A 21,615-nucleotide genomic window follows, 5' to 3' on the forward strand; every position below is an offset into this window, starting at 1 on the left:
CGCAACTGGAAGCCAGCGCTAAACCGTTTTATGATCGAATTTGGTGATCGCTTGGTCGATCACCAGTAACCAGCGGCATGGGCGGTTACACAGAATTATTTACAGCCTCCGCGCAACCCATCTTCCAACGAAGGCACCAATACCAGATGGACGTGGTTCGGCATCAGACACCAAGCCCAAACTTCTGTACCATGCATCCGACAAGCATCCGCCAATAGATCGATATACGCTTGATAGTCCTCGTCGAAAAAGAAGGTTTGCTGACGTCGATTCCCCCGCTGGGTGACGTGATGTGGGCATCCGGGAAGAACCACGCGGGCTATTCGTGCCATCTACCTACCTCTCCAAATTGACTCAGCAATTAAGCACTACCCCTGAATTCCCGGAACTCCGGGAAGTATACTGTCCCCGGAACTCTTGCCTTTTACAAACATCCCGTATAGGTGTGCCCGGCCATATAAGACAAGACCCTCTTGTGAAAACTCTCTTTGCTCCCGGAAAACTCCTCAATTTTTTCACTTTCCGGAAAACCGAACTTGTACTCAATTCTACGAATTGCGCCCTTAGCGCCATCAGAGGGAGAGAGGTCAAGCTTTTCTGCCCACTCTGTAACACCATCTTTATACACGAATACAATACTGGCCATACCATCGCAAACTTCATCAACCGCTGTAACAGCAGGAAGACCATTCTCAAAAATGGTTTTCGTTTCCAGATAGCCATCAAAATTGTCATCCTGCTTACTGCTGATTATTTTATCGTCTTTCTTCCCATAAAAATTTGACACATCGACTTTTGAGTCAAAATTCCTATCTATAAGCTCATAATACCCATCATCTGCATCCTCATAGGAAACATCAGGAATACCATCACCATTTAAATCCAAAATTGACGAATCTAAATCTTTAGACTCGCCTGACCCTTTCGCACAAGAAATGGTTAACGAGAAAGACAATAAAAAAATCAGTAAAAATATAGTTTTCATACTAGCGCTCCACTATAAAACCAGTATCTCCAATGGGCCCAGACCACGCAGGCGCCTCTTTAACACAATAGCAACCATTTTCTGGAGCCCTTAGCGGAGACAGTTTTTGCCCTGACATTTCGCAAGACTGGGGATTCAAATTATCCCAAGGGCACACACGCTCGACACATTTCATAGGAAAAATAGGATGCATTCGTCGTTCTGTTTCGGAAATAACATTATCTAAGATCCATTTGTTCTCTTTAGCTTTTCTATCAAGATTATTCATCCTATCCCTCAAAGCCTGCTGCTCAGAAGCCAACTTCCTATTATTTCTATTAATTCTCGAATATGGATTTCCTGGGGCTACACTAGTAGTTGTTCTCAATCCATCCAAATCAACATTATTTACCGGGTCACTTCCAGCGTAACCAAACAAGCTAAAATCTCCACTATCAAAACGAATGGGATCTTTCGCCGTCCATCGTCCAATCTGCGCATCGTAGTCCCGGGCACCAAATCGCGTCAGCAGGGTATGCTGATCATAGATACCACCAGCAAACGCAAATGGCTGGAAGCCGGGATTGGTATCGGAGACCACGTTACCCCAGGCATCATAGTCCATTCGCTGGGCGATCTCACCGGTGCTGGCGTTGACGACCAATCTTGGGCTGCCCAGATGGTCGCTGATAATACGATAAGTGGTACCACCCTTGATCATGTAGGCGGGCACATTGGTCTTTTCACCGTAGATGAAACGGGCAACTACGTTTCCGTTGCTATCCAGCTCAGCCACGGGATTCAACTGGTCTTCATAGAGGAAACCCTGCACCAGCTGGCCGTTGACCTTCTTGCCGATGCGGCGGTCGCGGCCGTCGATCAGGTACTCAATCTGCACGTCTCCGGGCAGGGCTACGCTGATCAGATTGCCGAACTCGTCGTAGCTGTAGCTGGTAGTGACACCGCCTTCAATCTTGCTCTTCAGTTCGCCATTGGCGGTGTAGCTATAGCTGGCCTCCCTGTAGGTGAGCAGGCGGTCCTGTTCGTCGTAGGTGGCGATCTGCTGGCCGTTTTCGTGAGTGCGGTTACCGTTACTGTCGTATTGCCAGCTGGTGGTGACACCATCGCGGGTGACGGACTTCAGGCGGCCCACAGTGTCGTAGTCGTAGCTTTCAGTTACCAGACTGCCGTTGAGGGTTTCGGTTTTGCTGCTGATGCGGCCGAGACTGTCGCGCTGGTAGCCGAAGCTGGCCAGAGCGCTACCCGAGGCTTCGGTTTCAGCGCTGAGCAGTTCACCGAAGCTGTTGTAGCCGAAATCTGTGGAAATATTGCCCAGCGACGAATCTGCCAACAGGCCGTTCTGGGCATCCCGGGTCTGGCTCAGGTCGCCGGCCTGGGTGAGCAGGCCGTCCTGGTCATAGCCGAAGCTGACGCAGTTGTCGGTGTTGACGCACTGCTCGGTGAGCCAGAAGTTGTTGTCGTAGCTCCAGGACACGCTGCCGGCGACGCTGCCACCCCAGGTTTCGGACAGGGGCAGGAAGCCGTCGTAGCTGTAGCTCAGGGTGCTGCCGCCGGGAGCGGTGATGCTGCTCAGCTGGCCGGTGTTCGCGTCGTAGGTATAGCCGTAGCTGCCGCGGGCGATGGTGCGGCTGGCGAGGCGGCCACCGTCGTCATAACCATAGGAAATGGTGCGACCATCCGGGCGTTCCACCGCGGTCAGTTGCTTGTCCAGGTTGTATTGATAGCTGGTTACGGTTTCCACGCCATCCAGGTCCGGCGGGTTGTAGCCCTCCTCCAGATTTACGTCTGTGTAGCTGAATATATGCGCTTCGCGCCCCGGCGGGGTGATGGCAGTGAGGTTGCCGGCGGGGTCGTACTGGTAGCCGACGCTGCGACCGTCGTGGTAGGTCTGGCGGGTGACGCGGCCGGCGAGATCGTAGTCGAAGCTGGTGGTGCGCTGCAGTGTGTCAGTAATGCTTTCCAGGAAGCCGTCTGAGCCGTAGCTGTAGCTCACATTGCGCTGCTCCATGCCAGTGCCCGCAGTGGATTCGACCAGTCTTCCGCGAGGGTCATAGCCGAGGCCGAGGGGCGCCAGGCCGCCGGACTGCTGGGAGACCGGGCGCCCCTTTTCATCGAGCACTGTAGTGCTCAGGCGGCCTTCGGGTGTGCTGCTCTGCCAGGTGCGGGTTGCGGCATCGTAGCTGGCCGTTGTGGTGCGGCCGTTGACGCTGACGGTTTGGCCCAGGGAGGTATGGCTCAGCAGGTCTGCCTTGTCTTCCAGTTCCGCGGTGCGGATAGTGGTGGTCACCTGCTCCAGGCCAGCGGGCGTGGTGACGGTGACGTTTTCCGGGACCGGGGCGCCCATGCCGAAGCGGGGATCGGGGCCGCGCTTGCGGTAGGTTTCGGTGCCGTCGGGCGCTATGGTGAGCACGTCGCCGCCGGTGCCGAACAGTTTTGTCAGTAAAGTGCCGTCCGGGTAGATATTGGTGCGCAGGCGGCCGCCGGCGCTCTGCGGCGCCACCTGGTAGCGGGTGGTGCGGCCTTCGGCGGAGGTCATGCGGTATTCCTGGCCTGGGGAGAGGCCTTCCTTTTCCAGGGTCCAGCCGCCGCCCGCGGCGTTGATGTCGGTTGTCAGGTAGCCCAGCTCGTCGTAGGTCATGGTGGAGCTGTGCTGGTTGGGATCGGTGAAGCGGGTGAGCAGGCCGTCCTCGGTGTAGGCCATGGTGTAGCTCTCGCCGGCCGGGTTGGTGACGCTGGCGAGGTAGCCGTTGGGGTCCAGCGTCAAGGTTGTGCGCTGACCGTCGGGAGCAACTATCGCTAAGGGAGTGCCCGAGCTGTCGCGCTCGATAATGGTGTCGTTGCCATCGGCGTCTTCGATACGGATAAGCAGGTTGTTGGTGTCGTAATGGAAACGGTAAACCAACGCACCGGTGAAAGCATCACGAGTCTTGAGATGGCGACCACTTGCATCGAAATTGAACAGCTGCGATCCATCAAGAGAAGTGGCCAAAACATCACCAAAGCCGATTCCCCCCTGCGCATTAGATTTAACTCTACGAATTCTATGATGCTGCGAAGTAAATGCGCCTTCATCAGCAATGTAGAGGCTACCGTCTTCGCCATGAACCGCACTGGCCGGAGCAGCAAACCCAGCATTAATAGCTGGCCCCCCATCACCAAGTGGGTCGCTATCCCCGCTTCCAGCCACAGTTGTAATAATACCATTGGTGCCAACTCGTCTAATGCGACGAGCACTTCTATCCACGATATAAAGCGCATTATCGGCACCGTAAGCCAAGCCTCCCGGGCCACATAAGCCAGCTTCGGTGGCAGCGCCCCCATCTCCGTCAGAACTGCATACTCCTGTGCCGGCTACCGTTGTAATTACACCATCAGGCCCAATACGTCGAATTCGACGATTGGACGTATCTGCCACATAGAGGCTGCCGTCTGGAGCCAAAGCCAAATCATTTGTGTTCTTCAACCTAGCTTCCACGGCCGGGCCACCGTCGCCGCCAAACCCAGCACGCCCAGTTCCCGCTATCGTCGTAATGATGCCGTCGGGACTAACTTTACGTATCCTACTTCCAACACCAATAAAGAAACTACCATCGGGAGCTGCAACCACACTAACTAACGCTTCGAGATTCGCATCCGTGGCAAGGCCACCATCGCCACTAAACCCCCTGGTTCCAGTTCCGGCCACAGTCGTAATAATTCCATCTGGATCAATTTTACGTACTCGATAATTGTTTGAGTCTGCTATATAGAGGCTCCCATCCGGACCATAAGACACATCCCTGGGCACATTCAGGCGCGCGGAACCTGAAGGGCCACCGTCACCACTATAGCCGGGGTAACGACTTCCAGCGATTGTGGTAATGATCCCATTCGAGTTTACCCGACGAATGTAGTGACTTCCGACTCCAGTAAACGGATTGTCTATACCCGCTAACGCAATGTATAAACTTCCATCATCTCCAAAGGCTACACTATTTGGCCATTGGAGCCTTGCTTCTGTAGCTGGGAAGCCATCTCCGCTGTAGCCTCGATACATAGTTCCCGCCACTGTATCGATAATATTTCCCTGGGTTTTCTGGTCAATGATTGAACCATTACCCATAGCCAATTTTTGGCTACCGAATTCATACTGGTGATACTGCGAAATAGTCCAAGCACCAAGCATCTCGTTATTCAAAGCGGTCGCTTCCAAGTGCTTCTGCACGGACTGCCACAAGATAACCGGCTGTCTCGCAGAAACATTTCCGCCACTATTACGGGTAATAAACCCGCTACCAGCGCTGGCAAAAGCACGCTCGAAATCATCCGGCTCGTAGTACACCGCCTCATAGACATAGCCGATACGAATATTTGCTGTATGGCTGCCCACAAGCTTTCGGCCATAGGAATCCTCCCCATCCCAAACAAAGCGATAGCTGAGATCGGCCTGGGGCTCGAAGTTGTATCTAAAATGACGCCCGGCGATGGAGACTTCCAACACAACTTGCTGTAGCGATGAGGAAACTGTCTCACTCGTAAGCTGGATGTCCGCATAGGCCTTGCGCCCGGGAACCCGATCGCTGCGGTAATTCAGTGTAAAGGGCGTACCTATAACCGGAATCCGCTCGCGCAGCACCTGCCCCTGGCACTCGATAATGGAACCGCACTCTTCTTCCGGATCTTGTTCGGGATCATCACCCTCCGGCTCTGGCGATTCTGGCCTCTCGGCATCCTCCGGCGGCCCGTAGGGCCAGTTGTAATCCCAGGGAGTGAAGTGAGAAGTGGGAATACGCCAGAGGTTCTTACCTTCGCTATACAACTGCGCCAGCTGCTGCCTCTCGGCATCGGTAATACCCAGTTCACCCAGCGCGGCAGCATCAGCAGCAACCCCGCTGCCATCCACATCCAACTCGGCAAGACCGTCGACAATACCGATAATCTCGACCACCACGCCATTGTCCGAAGGTATCCACGCCGCCTTCTCGCGGTCGTACCAGCCGGCGGGCACTATGGTACCGGCGGGGAATTCGAGGAAGTTGTCCACATACACAGGCAGCGGCTGGCTGAAGTCCACGCGGATGGCGCCGGCGGCGATGGCCTGGTCCACGCTGAGTTCCACGGCGTAGGTGTAGCCGCTGGTGGGCGGCAAGGGGCCGGGCATAGTTTCCGGGCCGTTTTCGCCGACGGTGTATTCGGTGGCGCGTACGCTCAGCTGGTCGATGGACGTTACGCTGCCGCCGGGCAGGGTCATGGTGGCGGTGGTGCCGGCGGGGAAGAGGATGGTGGCCTGGCGGCTGCCGTCGTCGTCGGTCTGCAGGCTGCCGCGGTGCACCTGGAAAGGCTGGCTGCTGTCGGTGAGGTCGATATTGGTGACCTGGCTGTCCAGCGGGATCAACACCACGTCTTCGGCCAGGGCGTAGTCGTTCCAGGGGGCCTTGACCCGGCGCTGGGCGGAGAGGAAGCCCTCCTTCTCGTAGTCGATCACCTGGTAGCCACCGCCGTTGACGGCCATATCGAAGCCGCCGCTCTCGCGGCTCAGGGTCTGGCCGAATTCCGGATGGTCCTTGATGGTGATGGTGACGCCGGGCAGCGGGTTGTTTTCCTTGTCGCGCACCGTGCCGCGGATCACCGAGGCGCGGCGCTCCTCGATGGTTACAGGGTCCACGCCGGTCTGTATCGGGTTGCTGCCGGTGTAGAGGAATTCTGTGGTGCTCTTCAGGCTGGAGGTGCCGGTGGTGTCTATCGGCGTGGCCACTGCTTGCGGTTCCGGGGGCAGCTGGCCGCCGCGTTCGCAGCCGGTGTCGTCCACTTCGGTGCCCGCGGGGGTGCCGGGGCACTGGTCCTGTTCGTCGATAACGCCATCGCCGTCGCTGTCGGCGGCGATGGTCAGGGTGATTTCGCTGCTGGCGCTGTTGCCGGCGAGGTCGGCCACAGTGGCGGAGAGGGTGAGTTGTCCCAGGGGTAGATCACTCTGCGGGAGGCAGAGTGCCGCACCGCTGTCGACAGTGCAGTCTGCAGAGAGGGGAGCGCCGTTGGCGGTCAGTGCCAGCGAGGCGCTATTCAGGGCGAGATTGTCGGAAACCAAGAGACCGATATCCGGGCGCCGGTTCAGCAGTACAGTACCGGCTGCTGGCTCCACTATGGAGACAACGGGCGGGGTCTTGTCCAGGTTGACGGTGACTTCCGCACTGGCGGTATTGCCGGCTCTGTCCACCGCAGTACCGGTGACCAGTTGATCGGCGCCCTCCTCCGCAAGGGTCGTCGGCTCGGGGCATTGGGCGATACCGCTCAGTGAATCGCTGCAAACAAAGGAGACAGTGACGTCGCGGTTGTGCCAGCCGGCGGCGTTGGCTCCGGGATCTATGCTGGCCTCGATCGCGGGAGGTTCATTGTCGATACCGATAATTTCAAGAGCCAGGCCACTGCCCGGCCTGCCGGCCAGCTTCACTGCCAGTGTGTTTTCGCGCTCCAGAGGCAGGCTGCGCTCTACGTAGCCGGACTGCGGCTTGAAGTCGTTGGGCCCTAGTATCTGTCAGCCGTTGACGGTTACCCGACCCGAAGTTACTGCCGGAGCGCCACTGGCTCCGTTGTAGAGCCTCAGGGTGTAAAGCTGGTCGTCGGCGGGGGCGGTAAAGGTGCGCTGCTCCGCTACCGGCTTTCCCGTGGAGCGCAGGAAAGTCTCTTTTTCATACACCGGGAACTCGCCCGCCGAGGCGGGGGAACTCAGCATTGCCGAACACAGCAGTACGAATGAGGCCAGAAGCGAGGAAGGCAAGGCTATCTTTTTTCGGTAAGAGGAAAGTTTTGTGAATAGGTAATGAAAAAGACAGAAAGCCGGCCGAGTAGCCGCGGAAAATAAGCGTTGCATGTTTCCCCCAATCGATCCCCGAAGACAAACGCCCGGCAAATCGCCGGGCAAATAATCAAGAGGCAGATGATAACCATAATGAGCGCTTTTGGCTTCAGCTTGTAATGACGTGTAATTGAATAGCGATTAAATAGGCAAGCCAATAAGCGGACGGGATTTAATCGAGGCTCTTGCGGAAACGCAGTATCGCCAACGTCATCATCACCGCGATAAACACCACCAGCGCCAGCCAGTCCGGCCAAAGCTCCGGGAGGTCGGCGCCGCGCAGCATGATGCCGCGGATCAGGCGCAGGAAGTGGGTCAGGGGCAGCAGTTCCGCAATCCACTGCGCGGGCTCGGGCATGCCGTCGAAGGGAAACATGAAGCCGGACAGCAGTATCGACGGCACGAAGACGAAGAAGGTCATCTGCATGGCCTGGAACTGGGACTGGGCGCGGGTGGAGATCAGCAGGCCCAGGGTCAGGTTGGCGAGGATCAGCAATATCGCCGACCAGTAGACATCCAGCAGGCTGCCGCGGATCGGCACCTGGAACAGCAGCATGCCCGCCAACAGGACCAGGCTGGTCTGGATCAGGCCTATCGCCCAATAGGGCAGCACCTTGCCGAGCATCAATTCGGCGCTGCTGACCGGCGTCGCGAGCAGCAACTCCATATTGCCCCGCTCTCGCTCGCGCACTATGGCGATGGAAGTGAACATCACCATGGTCATCGTCAGGATGATGCCGATCAGCCCCGGCACTATGTTGATGGCCGACACCCTCTGCGGGTTGTAGAAGGCCACCACGCCGATCGGCAACTGGGGCAGCGGCACAGAGGAGTCCCTCCCCGACGAGCTTCGCGGTTGGGCCGGTGTGTAAGTGAGCGGCATCTGTGCCAGCTGCACGGCGGCGTTCTGCACCACCGTATCGCTGCCGTCCACCAGCACCTGTACCGCCTCCTCACCCTGGGCCCGGCGGCGCTCGAAGTCCACCGGGATCACCACGCCGACGCTGATCTCGCCACGGCGCAGCATGGTCATCAGCTGTTGCGGGCTCTCGGCCTCCGCGACAGCTTCTATCACGCCGGTGGCGAGCATATCCATCACCACCTGGCGCGAGCCGCTGGTCTGCGCCTGATCGGCGATGGCGGTGGGCAGGTGGCGGGGATTCAGGTTGATCGCATAGCCGAACAGCAGCAGCTGCACAATGGGCACGCCGACGATCATCCCCAGGGTGATGCGGTCCCGGCGCAGTTGGCGCAGTTCCTTGATCACCACTGCCCAGAGGCGGCGCCAGTTCACGGCACTTCCGCTTGCGGCTCTTCGAGCGCTTTGTTGGTAGCGGCGACAAAGACATCCTCCAGGCTCGGCTCAGTCGGGTTCACCTCGGCTTCGACTTTCTCCTCGGCAAAGGACTGCTCGATACGCGCCCCACAGTCATCGGTCTCCTCGCATAGGACCCGCAGGCTGTTGCCTATCTGCGCAGCGCTGATCACACCGGGCACCTGCAGCAGCACTTTTTTTGCTTGCCGCGGCCGCTCGGCCCGCACCTCCAGGGTGCGCCCTTCCAGGGCCCCGGTGAGTTCAGAGGGACTGCCGTCCGCCACCAGGCGGCCGCGATCGAGAATCGCCAGCCGGTGGCAGCGCTCCGCCTCGTCCATATAGTGGGAGGAAACCAGGATGGTGGTACCGGCGTCCGCCAGCTCGAACAGTTTCTCCCAGAAGTCCCGGCGGGATTCCGGGTCCACTGCGCTGGTGGGCTCGTCGAGAAACAGTAGCTCCGGCTTGTGGATCACGCTGCCCGCCAGTGCCAGGCGCTGCTTCTGCCCGCCGCTCAGGGTGCCCGCCATCTGATCGGCGCGTTCGGAAAAGCCGTACTCCTGCAGCAGCTCGTCTACCCGCTGCCGTGTCTTTTCGCGCGAGAGGTTCTGCACCGCGGCAAGGAATTCCAGGTTTTCCCGCAGGGTCAGGTCAGTAAACAGGGAGAACTGCTGCGTCATATAGCCGATATGGCGGCGCAGCTCCTCCGCCTGTTCGGGAATGCGGAGTCCGAGGACCTCTATCTCCCCGGCGCTGGGGGTCAGCAGTCCGCACAGCATGCGGATGCTGGTGGACTTGCCGGAGCCGTTGGGGCCCAGAAAGCCGTACACCTGGCGGCGGGCGACGGTGAGATCCACATCGTCCACCGCGCGCAGGTCGCCGAAGTTTTTGCTCATGCCACGGGCACGGATCGCGATATCGGCATCAGTGGCCATCGGTGCTCTCCCGGATGCGCGCACCCGCGTCTTGGATGAATTGGGCCCACAGCGGCAGGCCGGCGGGTAATCCGGCGGCGTCCTCGCCCAGCTGGATTTCCGCCAGATAGCTGAGCCTGGCCACATCGTCGCCGGTCAGGGCGTAGTAAGGGGTAAAGCTGGGTTCACTGCGAACCATGCGCACAGTTCCGGCAAAGGGTTTTTCCACGCCATCGATAAAAACGGCCACTTCGTCGCCGACCTGGATACCCGACCTGAGCGGCTGTGGAACATAGACGCGAGCGTAGGGCGTGTCGCCTACCAGCATAATCGCCAGGGGGCCGCCAACTGGCGCCTCGTCGCCCAGTTTGAACGGCAGGCTGTCCACCAGCCCATTGCGGGGCGCCTGCACCCGGAGTTTCTGCAACAACACAGACTGGGCCTCCGCCTCGGCGCGGGCTTGGGCCAGCGCCGCTTTGCCCTGTGCTATATCCTCGCTGCGCGTGCCGCGCTGCAGCTCCAGCAATGCCGCTCGGGCGGACTCCACCTGCGCGCTGGCACCGTCGGCGGCGGCCTTGGCGCGGTCGATATCCGACTGGGAAATATAGTCCTTGCCGCCCAGCTCCCGCAGGCGCTGGTAGTTTTTCCGGGCGTCCTTCTCCTCCGCGATAGCGGCGTCCAGGCTGGCCTCGGCGCGCTGGATTTCCTCGACACGCGGGCCCGCCTCCAGCTCCTTCAGCAACGCCTCGTTGCGCGCCACTTCCGCGCGCGCCGCCGCAAGCTGCGCCCGCGTGCGGCTTTCGTCCAGTTGCAGCAGCTGCTGTCCCGCCCTGACGCGCTCACCTTCGCGCACGCTGATTTCGACAATTTTTTCCGCCGCCGGCGCAGGCAGTGCTATGCGGTCCCACTCCAGGGTGCCCAGGGCGCGGTCGGGCTCTGCCTGACAGCTGCTCAAGAATGCCAGTAGCACCATTAAATACGGGAATCTGCCCAGGCGACCGGCGGAAACCGTATATCGTCGCGAGGGCACAGCTGTAGTCAATGGATCAAAACGCTGCACTTCAGTCCCCGGCACCCTTGGCCTTCTGTCTGTATTACCGCCCACTGGAAACAGCGCTGTGCCGCGGCAATCAACCTATAGCATAGCGAAACTATTCGTTGCGCCAGGAGGTTCTGTTTTATTCTCTCTCCACTTACATGTTGACCATACAAGGACTTCAGGGGACCGGAAAAAGCAAACAGGAGAGCCCAACCCCCTAAAAAACATGACACTATTTTTGTCTGGAAAAGCCACTATCAACAACTACACTCCAAACTAACTTCTCATTTACCGAGTTATTTAACCCATTTTGGATAACCTTGAGCATGGAGATTTCCTCCACCTGCCAGGGTAGAAAGTCTGGCAAGATGGAAAAATTCTTGCGACAGGAGGTCGCGGAATGGATCTAGATCCAGGTTTTAAGTATTGATCTAGCCACGGAGAGGTAAGAGGTATATGCCGGTTCTTTTTTTTAGCAATTCCGGCCTGCACGGAGAGTTGCTGTTTTCCCTGATTTCAGACTCACTCCCCTACAGCTGGGAGAAAGCCGAGATAGGTAAACAACGCCACTGCCTTCAACACTACCAGGCTATCGTCATTGACTGCTGGCAAATAGCGATGAATTCTGAGTCAAATCAGATTTTGTACTATTTGAAGAGCCTTTCCCATCCGAAGGTTCTGCTAATCAACTTTCCCGCCGATATTTCCAGCCATATGGCGGAAAAATTAAAGCGAAAGAACTTCCATCTCCTGTGCGACACCTCCACCAACCAGGAAAACCTGATCAAAAAGCTCGGAACCGCCATCCAGAGTGGAGACACTGCCCTCGCAGAGGACCTTCAGAACGGACTTTTACTCACCAGGCGCGAGCAGGAAATACTGACACAGCTGACTACCGGAGAGCCGAACAGTGTCATCGCTTCCAGGCTGCACCTGAGCGAGCACACGGTGAAGAACCATATGTACAACATCTTTCGCAAGATTGGCGTCAAGAATCGGCTTCAGGCCAGTAACTGGGCCAAGATGCACCTCCAGGCTGAGCGAATATGAAACGGCTAGCGCTTCTATTTACACTGCTGTCCACCCTGGCGTTCGCACAGGAAGGGAATGACGAAACAGGAGTTAATGGCGGTGCCCTGGAGGAGAGCAGCGGGCGCCTCGAAGATGAAATCAGCGGCTTCAATATAGACCGGACCATCACCCGGACCGGGCACGACTTTGCCCGCTATATGAGCGAATACCGCAACCTGCACTACCCGGACAGCGACTACAACCTGACGATTCACGAACGTCCCTCCGCAAGGTGGGGCAACCTGATCTGGATTACCTACAACGAAAAAACTGTCTTCCGGCGGTTTATCAGTCCGAGCACAAACGACATCCGGCGCTTAGCAGAGGAGGCATCACAATATATTCACGAAATGGTACTACAGGAAAAGGTGCGCAGCGCCCTGACCGATCACTTTGACTTAGGTAAGGACGAATTCTGATGAAACGCGTAAAACTGGCAGGACTTATTCTTGCCCCCGCCTTTCCCCTGGTGTCCGGGCTGGCATCCGCCACAGAACTGATCTACGAGCCGGTGAACCCTAACTTCGGTGGCAATCCGCTCAACGGCAGCTATCTGCTGAACAACGCCCAGGCGCAGGACCGCTTCAAGGATCCGGACCGAAAGGATTTGGGCTACGAACAGCCGAGCGCCCTGGACCGGTTTACCGACTCCCTGGAGACCCGCCTGCTCAACCAGTTATTGACGGATGTCGGCAACGGTAACAGCGGGGAGCTGATCACAGACGACTTCGTTGTACAGATCGTCGACAACGACGGGGTTTTGACGGTTCTGATCACCGATCGCAACACCGGCGACAAGAGCGAAATCATCGTAAGCGGACTGAATCCAACCAACTAGAAACCCAGTCGCTTTACGCCGGAATAAAAGTAGGAGACAAAGGCAATGCGTATTGCAATAAAAAGGTTTGCTTTGCCCGCACTGGCAGCGATAGCCACCTTGAGTGGATGCACTACAGTGAAGAGCACTGGCGACGCTCTGTTCGGGCCGGGCCTGGCTGACGCGCAGCTCACACCGAGGAACAGCAGCTACCGGGACCTGCTCAACCTGCCGGCGCCCAAGGGAAAGATATTGGCGGCGGTATACAGTTTCCGCGACCAGACAGGGCAATATAAGCCCGCCCCCAACAGCAGCTTTTCCACTGCCGTCACCCAGGGCGGCGCCTCGATGCTAATGGACGTTCTGAACGAATCCGGCTGGTTTATTCCCCTGGAGCGAGAGGGACTGCAGAATCTGCTGACAGAGCGGAAAATCATCCGCGCCGCCCTGGCCAAACCCGACACCCCGACCAACAACGATATACCTCTGCCTTCCCTTGTCGCGGCAAATGTATTGCTGGAGGGCGGGGTTGTCGCCTATGACACCAATATTCGCACCGGCGGGGCGGGCGTTCGCTATTTTGGTATCGGCATCGATGACCAATACCGGGTCGACCAGGTGACCGTCAACCTTAGGGCCATCGACATCCGCTCCGGGCGGGTGCTGCACTCGGTGCTGACGTCAAAGACCGTCTATTCGAAAGCCATCAGCGCAGACGTCTACCGTTTCGTCAGTTTCCGCCGTCTTCTCGAGATGGAGGCGGGAACCACAACCAATGAGCCCGCACAGCTGGCGATGCTCTCAGCCATGGAGTCTGCAGTCATCCACCTGATCAGTGAAGGCATCGTCAACAACTCTTGGGCGCTGGCCAATCCCGACGATATCAACAACCCCGTGCTGCAGTACTACCTGAATGAAAGTACTCACATAATGTAAGCCGATGAAACCTGAAAATTGTATCAAAGCCCTGTTCCTATCCCTGCTTGCGCTCAACAGCGCCTGGGGAGCAGATCTGGATTCGGGGTCGGAGCTGGCCGGCGGCAGCGAACTGGACTTCAACAATATCATTTCAGTCGCCAACCTGGCGCTTATCCATCAGGAGGGCAACCTCAACGATGTAGATGCCAAGCAGTACGGACTCCTGAATTACCTGTCCGCCTTGCAGGAGGGCCACCAGAACAGGTTGTCTGTCTCCCAGACAGGCAACGAAAACGCGATGATCTCACGCCAGAAAGGAGAGGATAATATCGCAGCCCTCCTCCAGGCCGGATACGAGAACCTGATTCGCCTCAACCAGATCGGCTTCGCTAACGGGGCCGGAATATCCCAGTTTGGCATACAGAACTCCGTTCTGGTGAACCAGATAGGCGTCTATCACAATGTGGACATCTACCAGAGTGGCAACGGCCTGCACACAGCTGTCACCCAGAAGGGCACAGCAATCACAACCATCGTCAACCAGTACAACTGAATTTTCCGGTTATTACAGCACGGGGCCTCTATCGTGAAAATATTTCCTGTCACCGCCGTGGTAGCGGCACTGGTTGCCAGCAGCAATGCCGGCGCAGCGGGCAACGGCGCCGAGCAAAACCAGGGTGGAGCCGGCAATACCGTCTACGCCGAGCAGATAGGACCGGGAGTCGTTGGCAACAGCCTCCGTCAGGAACAGGACGGCGCCTATAACACCGCCGATGCCAGCCAGCGGGACGAGTCCGGCAGCAGTATAGAGCAGGTCCAGGTCGGCTTACTGAACCAGGCCAGTGCCCTGCAGCTCAACGGTTCTGAGAACAAGAGCGACATCTACCAGGCCGGCGCGCTCAACGAAGCCACGAGTGTGCAGGCTGCCACTACAGATAGCCGGGCGATTGCGCGCCAGCGGGGTTTCAATAACACTGCAGAAATCAACCAAGTCGTCGGCCAGAGCAATATCGCGGCAATCGAGCAGCGCGGTCAGGTTCACAGCGCCTCTATCGGACAGGCCGGCAGCTTTCACTCCGAAGCCTATATCGACCAGGAAGGTACCGACAACGACGCCAACGCCACCCAAACCGGCATAGGACACTTTTCCAGTACTGGCCAGCAGGGTGCCTTCAACCAGGCGACTGCAGGCCAGGAGGGCTACGCCCAGGAGTCCGATATCGCCCAGAGTGGCTTTGCCAACGAAGTCCTGGTGAATCAGGGGGACTGGTACAACAGAGCAGTTGTCACCCAGGACGGTTTCTTCAACGACACCAATGTCATCCAGTCAGGCGCCTTCGGTATGGGCGGCAGCCATTTGTCCGTTATCGGCCAGTCCGGCGGATTCAACGAGGCGACAGTCATCCAAAGTGGCTTTTCATCGACAGCCATTGTGACCCAGTTTGGCAGTGGCAACTCCGTATCTCTGGTGCACTAGCCCGTCGCCTTGCCAGCGTATTTCCCGCCAATCTTACCTCCCCTCCAAGGCGGCAACCCACCTTTCGGCATATTCCCACCTCCCCTAGCGCCTTAGAGCCTGTTTGAATTCTCCGATACTCCCGGTCGCGGTGCGGGGATCGGGTGGGGTACCTCTTTCCGGCCCCCCTAAATACGTCCCTGTACGCTCTCCGCGGCCATCCATGGCCGTGAAAGGTCCCGGAAAGAGGTACCCCATCCGACCTGAGAGCTTTGTGCAAGATTCCAAACCGCCTCTTGATCAAAAATCGAACTTTCTTCCTAGAGTTTCGACACTTCCCTCCTATAGCGGCCCTCCCGCGGAGCGACAAGACTCAATTCAGTATTCGATTGTTTTTTGATCAGAACGATCAAATTTCGACCATGCCTATGAAATCATCACCGCCAGCCGCCCTCTCCACCCGAGCTTTTGCCAAGCCAGCGGCCTCACTGCCCGCCGGCAGCGCAGTAAGCGGAGAGCAGCTTCGAGACCCGGAACCCAGTGGTAGAGCAACAGATTGGCAGTATTCGCAGCGCTGATACTTCCCAGAGCCGAAACAGCCCGCACAGCGCAGCATCCCAATATGGTGCTGGAATCAGCGCCATCGCAAATCAGTATGAGCAGTACTGATATTTCCAACGTCGGACGTAAGTGAAAGGAGCAACTCATGAAGACGTTTACCCCCATCGCCGCAGCAGTACTTCTGGCCGCCAGCGGCAGCGTACTCGCGGCCAACAACACCACCGTGCAGAACCAGGTCGGTGTGGGCAACTTCCAGTTTGCCAGCCAAGTCGGCATCGGTGTCGATGACAACCTGATCCTCCAGGATCAGCTCGGCTTTTTCAACAGTGAAGTCGCCATCCAGACCGCCGGCGAGAACGACAGCGTCATCGACCAGACCCAGGTCGGTGCTGTCAACGCCGCCTTCTCCCTACAGGCAGGTGGCGCCTTCAACAACGCCAACACCGTACAGGTTGGCGCCGCCAACTCTGCTACCACCCTGCAACTGGCCGAGTTCGGCAGCAGTGCTTCGGTCGTCCAGGTAGGCTTTGCGAACTTCGGGCTGATCCTGCAGACCCTGGGCGCGCTGAACGATGCCGATATCCTGCAGGTTGGCGCAGGCAACGTGGGTGTTATTGCCCAGGTGTTCAGCTTCCTCGGCGATTCCAACATCGCCCAGGTGGGCCTTGGCAACGTGGCCACCAGCTCCCAGACTCTGGTTGGCAACGTATCCAACATCTTCCAGAACGGTGTTGCCAACGTCGCGGACCACGACCAGCTCGGCTTCTTCAACAACGCGCTGACCGTGCAGAACGGCATTGCCAACGACTCTGACATCGACCAGTTCGGCGTTCTGAACACTGCCGCTCACTTCCAGACCGGCATTGCCAACGACGCAGACACCCTGCAGATCGGTCTCGGCCATCTGGCCACCACCAGCCAATTGGGTATCGCCAACTTCCACTCCACCACCCAAATCGGCCTGTTCGAAACAGCCGTCGCCTCTCAGGTTGGCATCGGCAACGTTGGGATCATCGTCCAGTAAACTTACTGCATGAGCCCAGCACGGGGCGGCCCTTGCGGCCGCCCTTTTGCCTAAATCCACCGGGCTCCGGCAACTTCCACAACGCCGACGCCCTGCTGCAGGTGGGATCGAGCATCTATCTCCAAAGCGCGGCTTTCTTCCTTCTCTGGCGCCTTAAAAAACATCTGATCAAAAATCGAACTTTCTTCCTAGAGTTTCGACACTTCCCTCCTATAGCGACCTCTCCGCAGAGCGACAAGACTCAACTCAGAATTCGATCATTATTTGATCAAAGCGATGTAATTTTGAGCAATCCATGATTTCACCACTGGCCGCCGCCCTCCCCACCCGCACCTTCTCCAAGCCAATGGCATGGCTGCCAGCCGGCCGTCTGGCTACCGGAGAGCGGGCTGCTTCGAGACCCGGAACCCAGTGGTGGAGCAACAGGTTGGCCATATTCGCAGCGCTGATATTTTCCCGAAGGGAAATAGCCCGCAACAGCGCAGCAGCTCAATATGGTGCTGGGATCAGCGCCATCGCAAATCAGTGTGAGCAGTACTGATATTCCCAACGTCGGACGTTAGTAGTTAAAGGAGCAACTCATGAAGACGTTTAACCCCATTGCCGCAGCAGTACTTTTCGCCGCCAGTGGCAGCGTACTCGCGGCCAACAATACCACCATTCAGAACCAGGTCGGTGTCGGCAACCTCCAGAGCGCCACCCAAATCGGTATCGGCGTGGACAACAACCTGATAGTGCAGGACCAACTCGGGTTCTTCAATACAGAAATCGCCCTGCAGACCGCCGGTGAGAATGACAGCACCATCGTGCAGAACCAGGTAGGTGCCGTGAACGTGGCTTCCTCCGTCCAGGCCGGAGGCGCCCTCAACTTGGCCACGGTTACCCAGGTGGGCGCCGGCAACGTGGCCGTCACCACCCAGGCAGTCACGCTTCTCGATGTCGCCAGTATCACGCAGGTGGGCTTCGTCAACGTGGCCGGGATCACCCAGGTCGTGAGCCTGCTGGATAGCGCCAGCATCACCCAGGTGGGGGCGGCGAACACCGGCACCATTCTGCAGGCTGTCAGCGCCCTTAACGACGCCAATATCGTTCAGGTTGGCTTCGGGAACGACGCCGATATCACCCAGGTTTTCGCGCTCGCAAACGACGCGGACATCATCCAGGTCGGCTTTTTCAACACCGGTGACATTGACCAGACCGGCTCGATTGGCAGCTCCGCCCTGAAGGTGCAAGTCGGTGCCTTCAACGTAGGGGACATCGTCCAGGTAGGCGTCGGCCATACCGCCTCGGAATTCCAGTTTGGCTTTGGCAACGAATCCCACACTACCCAGATCGGGGCCTTCCACAACTCCACCACTACCCAGGTGGGCGCGTTCAACTTCCACGACACCACCCAGATAGGCTTCAACGAAACCGCGGTGGCCACCCAGGTTGGCTTTGGCAACGTCGGCTTTATCCTCCAGTAAGCGCATCGCGTAAACGGGAACCCCGGGCGGTCATTGCGGCCGCCCGTTTTTAACAATTGGCAGGAACCCGCCAGCTGGCCCACAAGGCGCGGACGCGGGTAGCGGAACAACCGGACACCACAGGGATCCTGTGGGTGAATCAGTAAAGGAGCCACTTGTGAAACCCATGACCCCCATCGCCGCGACACTATTGCTGGCCACGAGCGGCATAGTGCTGGCGGCGACCAACACCGCCGAGGTGAACCAGAACGGCACGGGCAACGCTGCCATTGCCGACCAGACGGACCCCGGCGCCACCGGCAACTTCATTTCACAGCAACAGACGGGCAACTTCCACAACGCCGACGCCCTGCAGCAGGCCGAGGTGGGTTCGAGCATCTACCAGAAGCAGCAAGGCAACCTGAACAATGCCTTCGCGCTGCAACAGGGCGGCGCCTTCAATAGCGCACACATCCACCAGGAAGGCGCGCTCAACGACGGCGCCATCTACCAGCTGGGCAGCCAGGACAGCGAGGCGTGGATACTGCAGTCCGGCTTCGGCAACCAGGCAGAAATCGCCCAGATACTGGGCGCGGGCAATGTGGCACGGATCGAGCAGCAAGGCCAGCTGCACGGCGCCTACATAGGCCAGAACACCAGCTTCGATTCCGACGCCTACATTTACCAAGCGGGCAGCGGCAACGAGGCGCAGATTGCCCAGAGCGGCAGTGGGCATGTCTCGAGCATCAGCCAGCAGGGTGCCTTCAACCGCGCCTACACGGACCAGAGCGGCATGTACAACGAGGCCGATATCCTGCAGAGCGGCTTCGGCAACCAGGCTTATGTGGTACAGGTGGATTGGGGCAGCAGCGCCAGAATCAGCCAGGATGGCTTTGGCAACAATACCAATGTGATGCAGTCCGGCGCCTTGGGCATGGGCGGCGGCCACTTGGCCATCGTGAGCCAGTCCGGCAGTCTCAACGAAGCCACGGTGATCCAGAGCGGACATTCCGAAACGGCCATCGTGAGCCAAGTGGGCAACGGCAATACCGCGATCGTCGTGCAATAGCCCGATGAAGGCATCTTATTTGTGACCCGCGGATTGTTGTGAGGGGCCAGGTTCCTTACAACAATCCACGGGCTCACATTTTCTGAAAACAGCCTCACTACCTTAGTTGACCGAAATACCACGGAGCAGGTCGCCCACTTTCGCGAGGCATCCTCGCCCAGAAAAATAAAACTTTCTTCCCAATGGATTACGACTTATTTCCTATAGCGCCTGGAAATTTATATGACAAGACTAAGGGGTGACGGAGCATTTTACAGGTTCTTCAACTAAATCGGGGAAGCCTCCCTACCATGACCCCGTTCATCCTGCTTATGCGCGCTGCCGACAGCCAGAGTGAAACTCTGCATTGCCGCGGGCAGGGAAGGTTTGCAGCGGTATATGCCAGGCTGGCATTGCTCCTTCGCTGTGAAGCCAAATGGCGCCGGCGCAGGTGCCATTTCGATTCAGCATAACCACTGCTGAACCCTCTCAACGTCAGAACTCATTGTAGTAATGAAGTAATGGAGACACTCATGAAGACGTTAACCCCAATCGCCGTGGCAGTACTTTTTGCAGCAAGCAGTAGTGTGCTGGCAGCCGGCAATACCACGACCCAATCGCAAGTCGGCGCAGGTAACTTTCAGTCAGCCACACAGATAGGCTTTGGAGTCAACGACAACACGATCGATCAAAATCAAGTTGGCTTTTTCAACTCCGAAGTCGCCGTTCAGACTGGTGGCGAGGATTTGAGCTCCATCAGCCAGACCCAGACTGGAGCCTTGAACAGCGCCTTCTCCCTGCAGTCTGATGGCGAACGCAACAGTGCGCAGACCACTCAAGCCGGCACTCTCAACAGCGCCACTACCCTGCAGCTGGCGGAATTCGGCAGCAGCGCTTCCATCACCCAAACAGGCTCCGGCAACTTCGGGCTCATTCTACAGACGCTGGGGGCATTCAACACCGCCAGTATAACCCAGGCGGGTTCAGCTAACATCGCCGCCATCGCACAGCTGGGCACGTTCGGGCAAGAAGCTTCGATCGATCAGTCCGGCATTGCCAATATTGCCATTCTTATCCAAAACATGTTCGGCAATACTTCCACTTTTGTACAGAACGGATTTGCCAACATTGCCGACCACGATCAACTGGGCTTTTTCAACAGTGCAACAAGCGTGCAGTTCGGCGCGTTCAACGACTCGGATATCGACCAGATCGGTGACCTGAACACCGCGATTCATATCCAGGTTGGCTTGCTCAACGATGCCGACACTCTGCAAATCGGTTTCGGCCACAACGCCATTACCACCCAGATGGGCATTGCGAACTCCCACTCCACCATCCAATTGGGTTTTTCTGAAACCGCAGTTGCGACTCAGATCGGCCTTGGCAATGTCGGCGTGATTGTGCAGTAACCCCTGCCGGTCAAAACAATATGGGCGGCCAAAAGCCGCCCTTATTTTTTGCCGGAAAGAAACACTATTACAGGTGTTCGACCGAATCTATCTCGTATTCCACTGCGCCGGAAGGCGTGTGCACCACGACCACATCGCCGACTTCCTTGCCGATCAAGGCGCGGGCGATGGGTGAATTGACCGAGATCTTGTGGTTCTTCACATCCGCCTCGTCGTCGCCGACGATCTTGTAGGTCACTTCCTGGTCGTTATCCATATGGATAATGGTAACGGTGGTGCCGAAGATGACCTTGTCGCTGGGCTCTATGGCTTTGACATCGATCACCTGGGCGAGGGACAGTTTGCCCTCAATCTCCCGAATGCGGCCCTCGATAAAGCCCTGTTTTTCCCGCGCGGCGTGGTACTCGGCATTCTCTTTCAGGTCGCCGTGCTCACGCGCCTCGGCGATGGCCTCTACTACAGCGGGGCGCTCTATCTTCTTCAGCTTTTCCAGCTCTGCGCGCAGGGCCTCTGCGCCCTCGACGGTCATTGGTACCCGGTTCAAGTCTTGGGACCTCCAATTTTTATTACTACGAAACCGGACTTCACATACGGGTGAAGCCCGGCCGCTATCTCAAGATTAATTTGCCTGTAGGAGCGGCGGGGCGGCCATCCGCCCATGGCCGCCCCGCGCCGCTTCTCTAAAGCGGCTCCTGATGTCAACCACTAATCTGGTTTCCGCTGTCCAACCATTACTGAGTTTCAGGCTTCTCTACGTGGTCGCTCAAGGCGCCTACAAGAT

At 57.7% G+C, this 21,615-nt stretch carries 18 protein-coding genes; 10 read left to right on the top strand and 8 right to left on the bottom strand.

What is annotated here, in order from left to right:
* Window positions 1–95: 95 nt before the first annotated feature.
* From AC6R19_RS22030 to AC6R19_RS22060, 7 genes are all read right to left on the bottom strand, one after another.
* Window positions 96–332 carry a transposase gene (locus tag AC6R19_RS22030; protein WP_500582036.1) on the bottom strand — a complete coding sequence of 79 codons (237 nt, stop codon included), beginning with the start codon at window positions 330–332 and terminating at the stop codon, window positions 96–98.
* A gap of 92 nt (window positions 333–424) precedes the next feature.
* On the bottom strand, window positions 425–985 hold the full coding sequence (locus tag AC6R19_RS22035; protein ID WP_500582037.1) for a hypothetical protein: 561 nt from the start codon (window positions 983–985) through the stop codon (window positions 425–427).
* Between the two features lies 1 nt (window position 986).
* Window positions 987–7,412, bottom strand: coding sequence for an RHS repeat-associated core domain-containing protein (locus AC6R19_RS22040; RefSeq protein WP_500582038.1), 6,426 nt, complete (start codon window positions 7,410–7,412; stop codon window positions 987–989).
* 84 nt (window positions 7,413–7,496) lie between these two features.
* Window positions 7,497–7,694, bottom strand: a complete 198-nt coding sequence (locus AC6R19_RS22045; protein ID WP_500582039.1) for a hypothetical protein — start codon at window positions 7,692–7,694, stop codon at window positions 7,497–7,499.
* 295 nt (window positions 7,695–7,989) lie between these two features.
* Window positions 7,990–9,111 (bottom strand): ABC transporter permease, encoded by a 1,122-nt coding sequence (locus AC6R19_RS22050; protein WP_500582040.1) that lies wholly within the window; start codon window positions 9,109–9,111, stop codon window positions 7,990–7,992.
* Window positions 9,108–10,064 (bottom strand): ABC transporter ATP-binding protein, encoded by a 957-nt coding sequence (locus AC6R19_RS22055; protein ID WP_500582041.1) that lies wholly within the window; start codon window positions 10,062–10,064, stop codon window positions 9,108–9,110. The genes AC6R19_RS22050 and AC6R19_RS22055 overlap by 4 nt, the downstream gene beginning before the upstream one ends.
* On the bottom strand, window positions 10,054–10,998 hold the full coding sequence (locus AC6R19_RS22060; protein WP_500582042.1) for an HlyD family secretion protein: 945 nt from the start codon (window positions 10,996–10,998) through the stop codon (window positions 10,054–10,056). The genes AC6R19_RS22055 and AC6R19_RS22060 overlap by 11 nt, the downstream gene beginning before the upstream one ends.
* Before the next feature lie 540 nt (window positions 10,999–11,538).
* Here AC6R19_RS22060 and AC6R19_RS22065 point away from each other — a divergent pair.
* The 10 genes from AC6R19_RS22065 (at window position 11,539) to AC6R19_RS22110 (ending at window position 20,834) form a co-directional block, all read left to right on the top strand.
* Complete coding sequence (locus tag AC6R19_RS22065) at window positions 11,539–12,132, top strand: response regulator transcription factor (RefSeq protein ID WP_500582043.1); 594 nt, start codon at window positions 11,539–11,541, stop codon at window positions 12,130–12,132.
* Complete coding sequence (locus tag AC6R19_RS22070; protein ID WP_500582044.1) at window positions 12,129–12,572, top strand: curli production assembly/transport protein CsgE; 444 nt, start codon at window positions 12,129–12,131, stop codon at window positions 12,570–12,572. The genes AC6R19_RS22065 and AC6R19_RS22070 overlap by 4 nt, the downstream gene beginning before the upstream one ends.
* Window positions 12,572–12,991, top strand: coding sequence for a curli assembly protein CsgF (locus tag AC6R19_RS22075; RefSeq protein WP_500582045.1), 420 nt, complete (start codon window positions 12,572–12,574; stop codon window positions 12,989–12,991). Before AC6R19_RS22070 ends, AC6R19_RS22075 begins: the two co-directional genes overlap by 1 nt.
* Window positions 12,992–13,108: 117 nt before the next feature.
* Entirely contained in the window at window positions 13,109–13,906 is a 798-nt protein-coding gene (locus tag AC6R19_RS22080) for a CsgG/HfaB family protein (protein ID WP_500582046.1), read from the top strand.
* A 4-nt stretch (window positions 13,907–13,910) separates the two neighbouring features.
* On the top strand, window positions 13,911–14,441 hold the full coding sequence (locus AC6R19_RS22085) for a hypothetical protein (RefSeq protein WP_500582047.1): 531 nt from the start codon (window positions 13,911–13,913) through the stop codon (window positions 14,439–14,441).
* Between the two features lie 33 nt (window positions 14,442–14,474).
* Entirely contained in the window at window positions 14,475–15,365 is an 891-nt protein-coding gene (locus AC6R19_RS22090; RefSeq protein WP_500582048.1) for a hypothetical protein, read from the top strand.
* A gap of 685 nt (window positions 15,366–16,050) precedes the next feature.
* On the top strand, window positions 16,051–16,929 hold the full coding sequence (locus AC6R19_RS22095; protein WP_500582049.1) for a hypothetical protein: 879 nt from the start codon (window positions 16,051–16,053) through the stop codon (window positions 16,927–16,929).
* Between the two features lie 581 nt (window positions 16,930–17,510).
* The gene (locus tag AC6R19_RS22100) at window positions 17,511–18,395 is read left to right on the top strand and encodes a hypothetical protein (RefSeq protein WP_500582050.1); all 885 of its coding nucleotides are present in this window, start codon (window positions 17,511–17,513) and stop codon (window positions 18,393–18,395) included.
* A gap of 166 nt (window positions 18,396–18,561) precedes the next feature.
* Window positions 18,562–19,443, top strand: coding sequence for a hypothetical protein (locus AC6R19_RS22105; protein ID WP_500582053.1), 882 nt, complete (start codon window positions 18,562–18,564; stop codon window positions 19,441–19,443).
* Between the two features lie 512 nt (window positions 19,444–19,955).
* Complete coding sequence (locus AC6R19_RS22110; RefSeq protein WP_500582051.1) at window positions 19,956–20,834, top strand: hypothetical protein; 879 nt, start codon at window positions 19,956–19,958, stop codon at window positions 20,832–20,834.
* 67 nt (window positions 20,835–20,901) lie between these two features.
* On the opposite strand, the gene greA is transcribed toward AC6R19_RS22110, so the two are convergent.
* Window positions 20,902–21,378 carry a transcription elongation factor GreA gene (gene greA / locus AC6R19_RS22115; protein ID WP_500582052.1) on the bottom strand — a complete coding sequence of 159 codons (477 nt, stop codon included), beginning with the start codon at window positions 21,376–21,378 and terminating at the stop codon, window positions 20,902–20,904.
* Window positions 21,379–21,615 lie beyond the last annotated feature (237 nt).

The sequence above is a fragment of the Microbulbifer sp. SE14 genome (assembly GCF_059834885.1).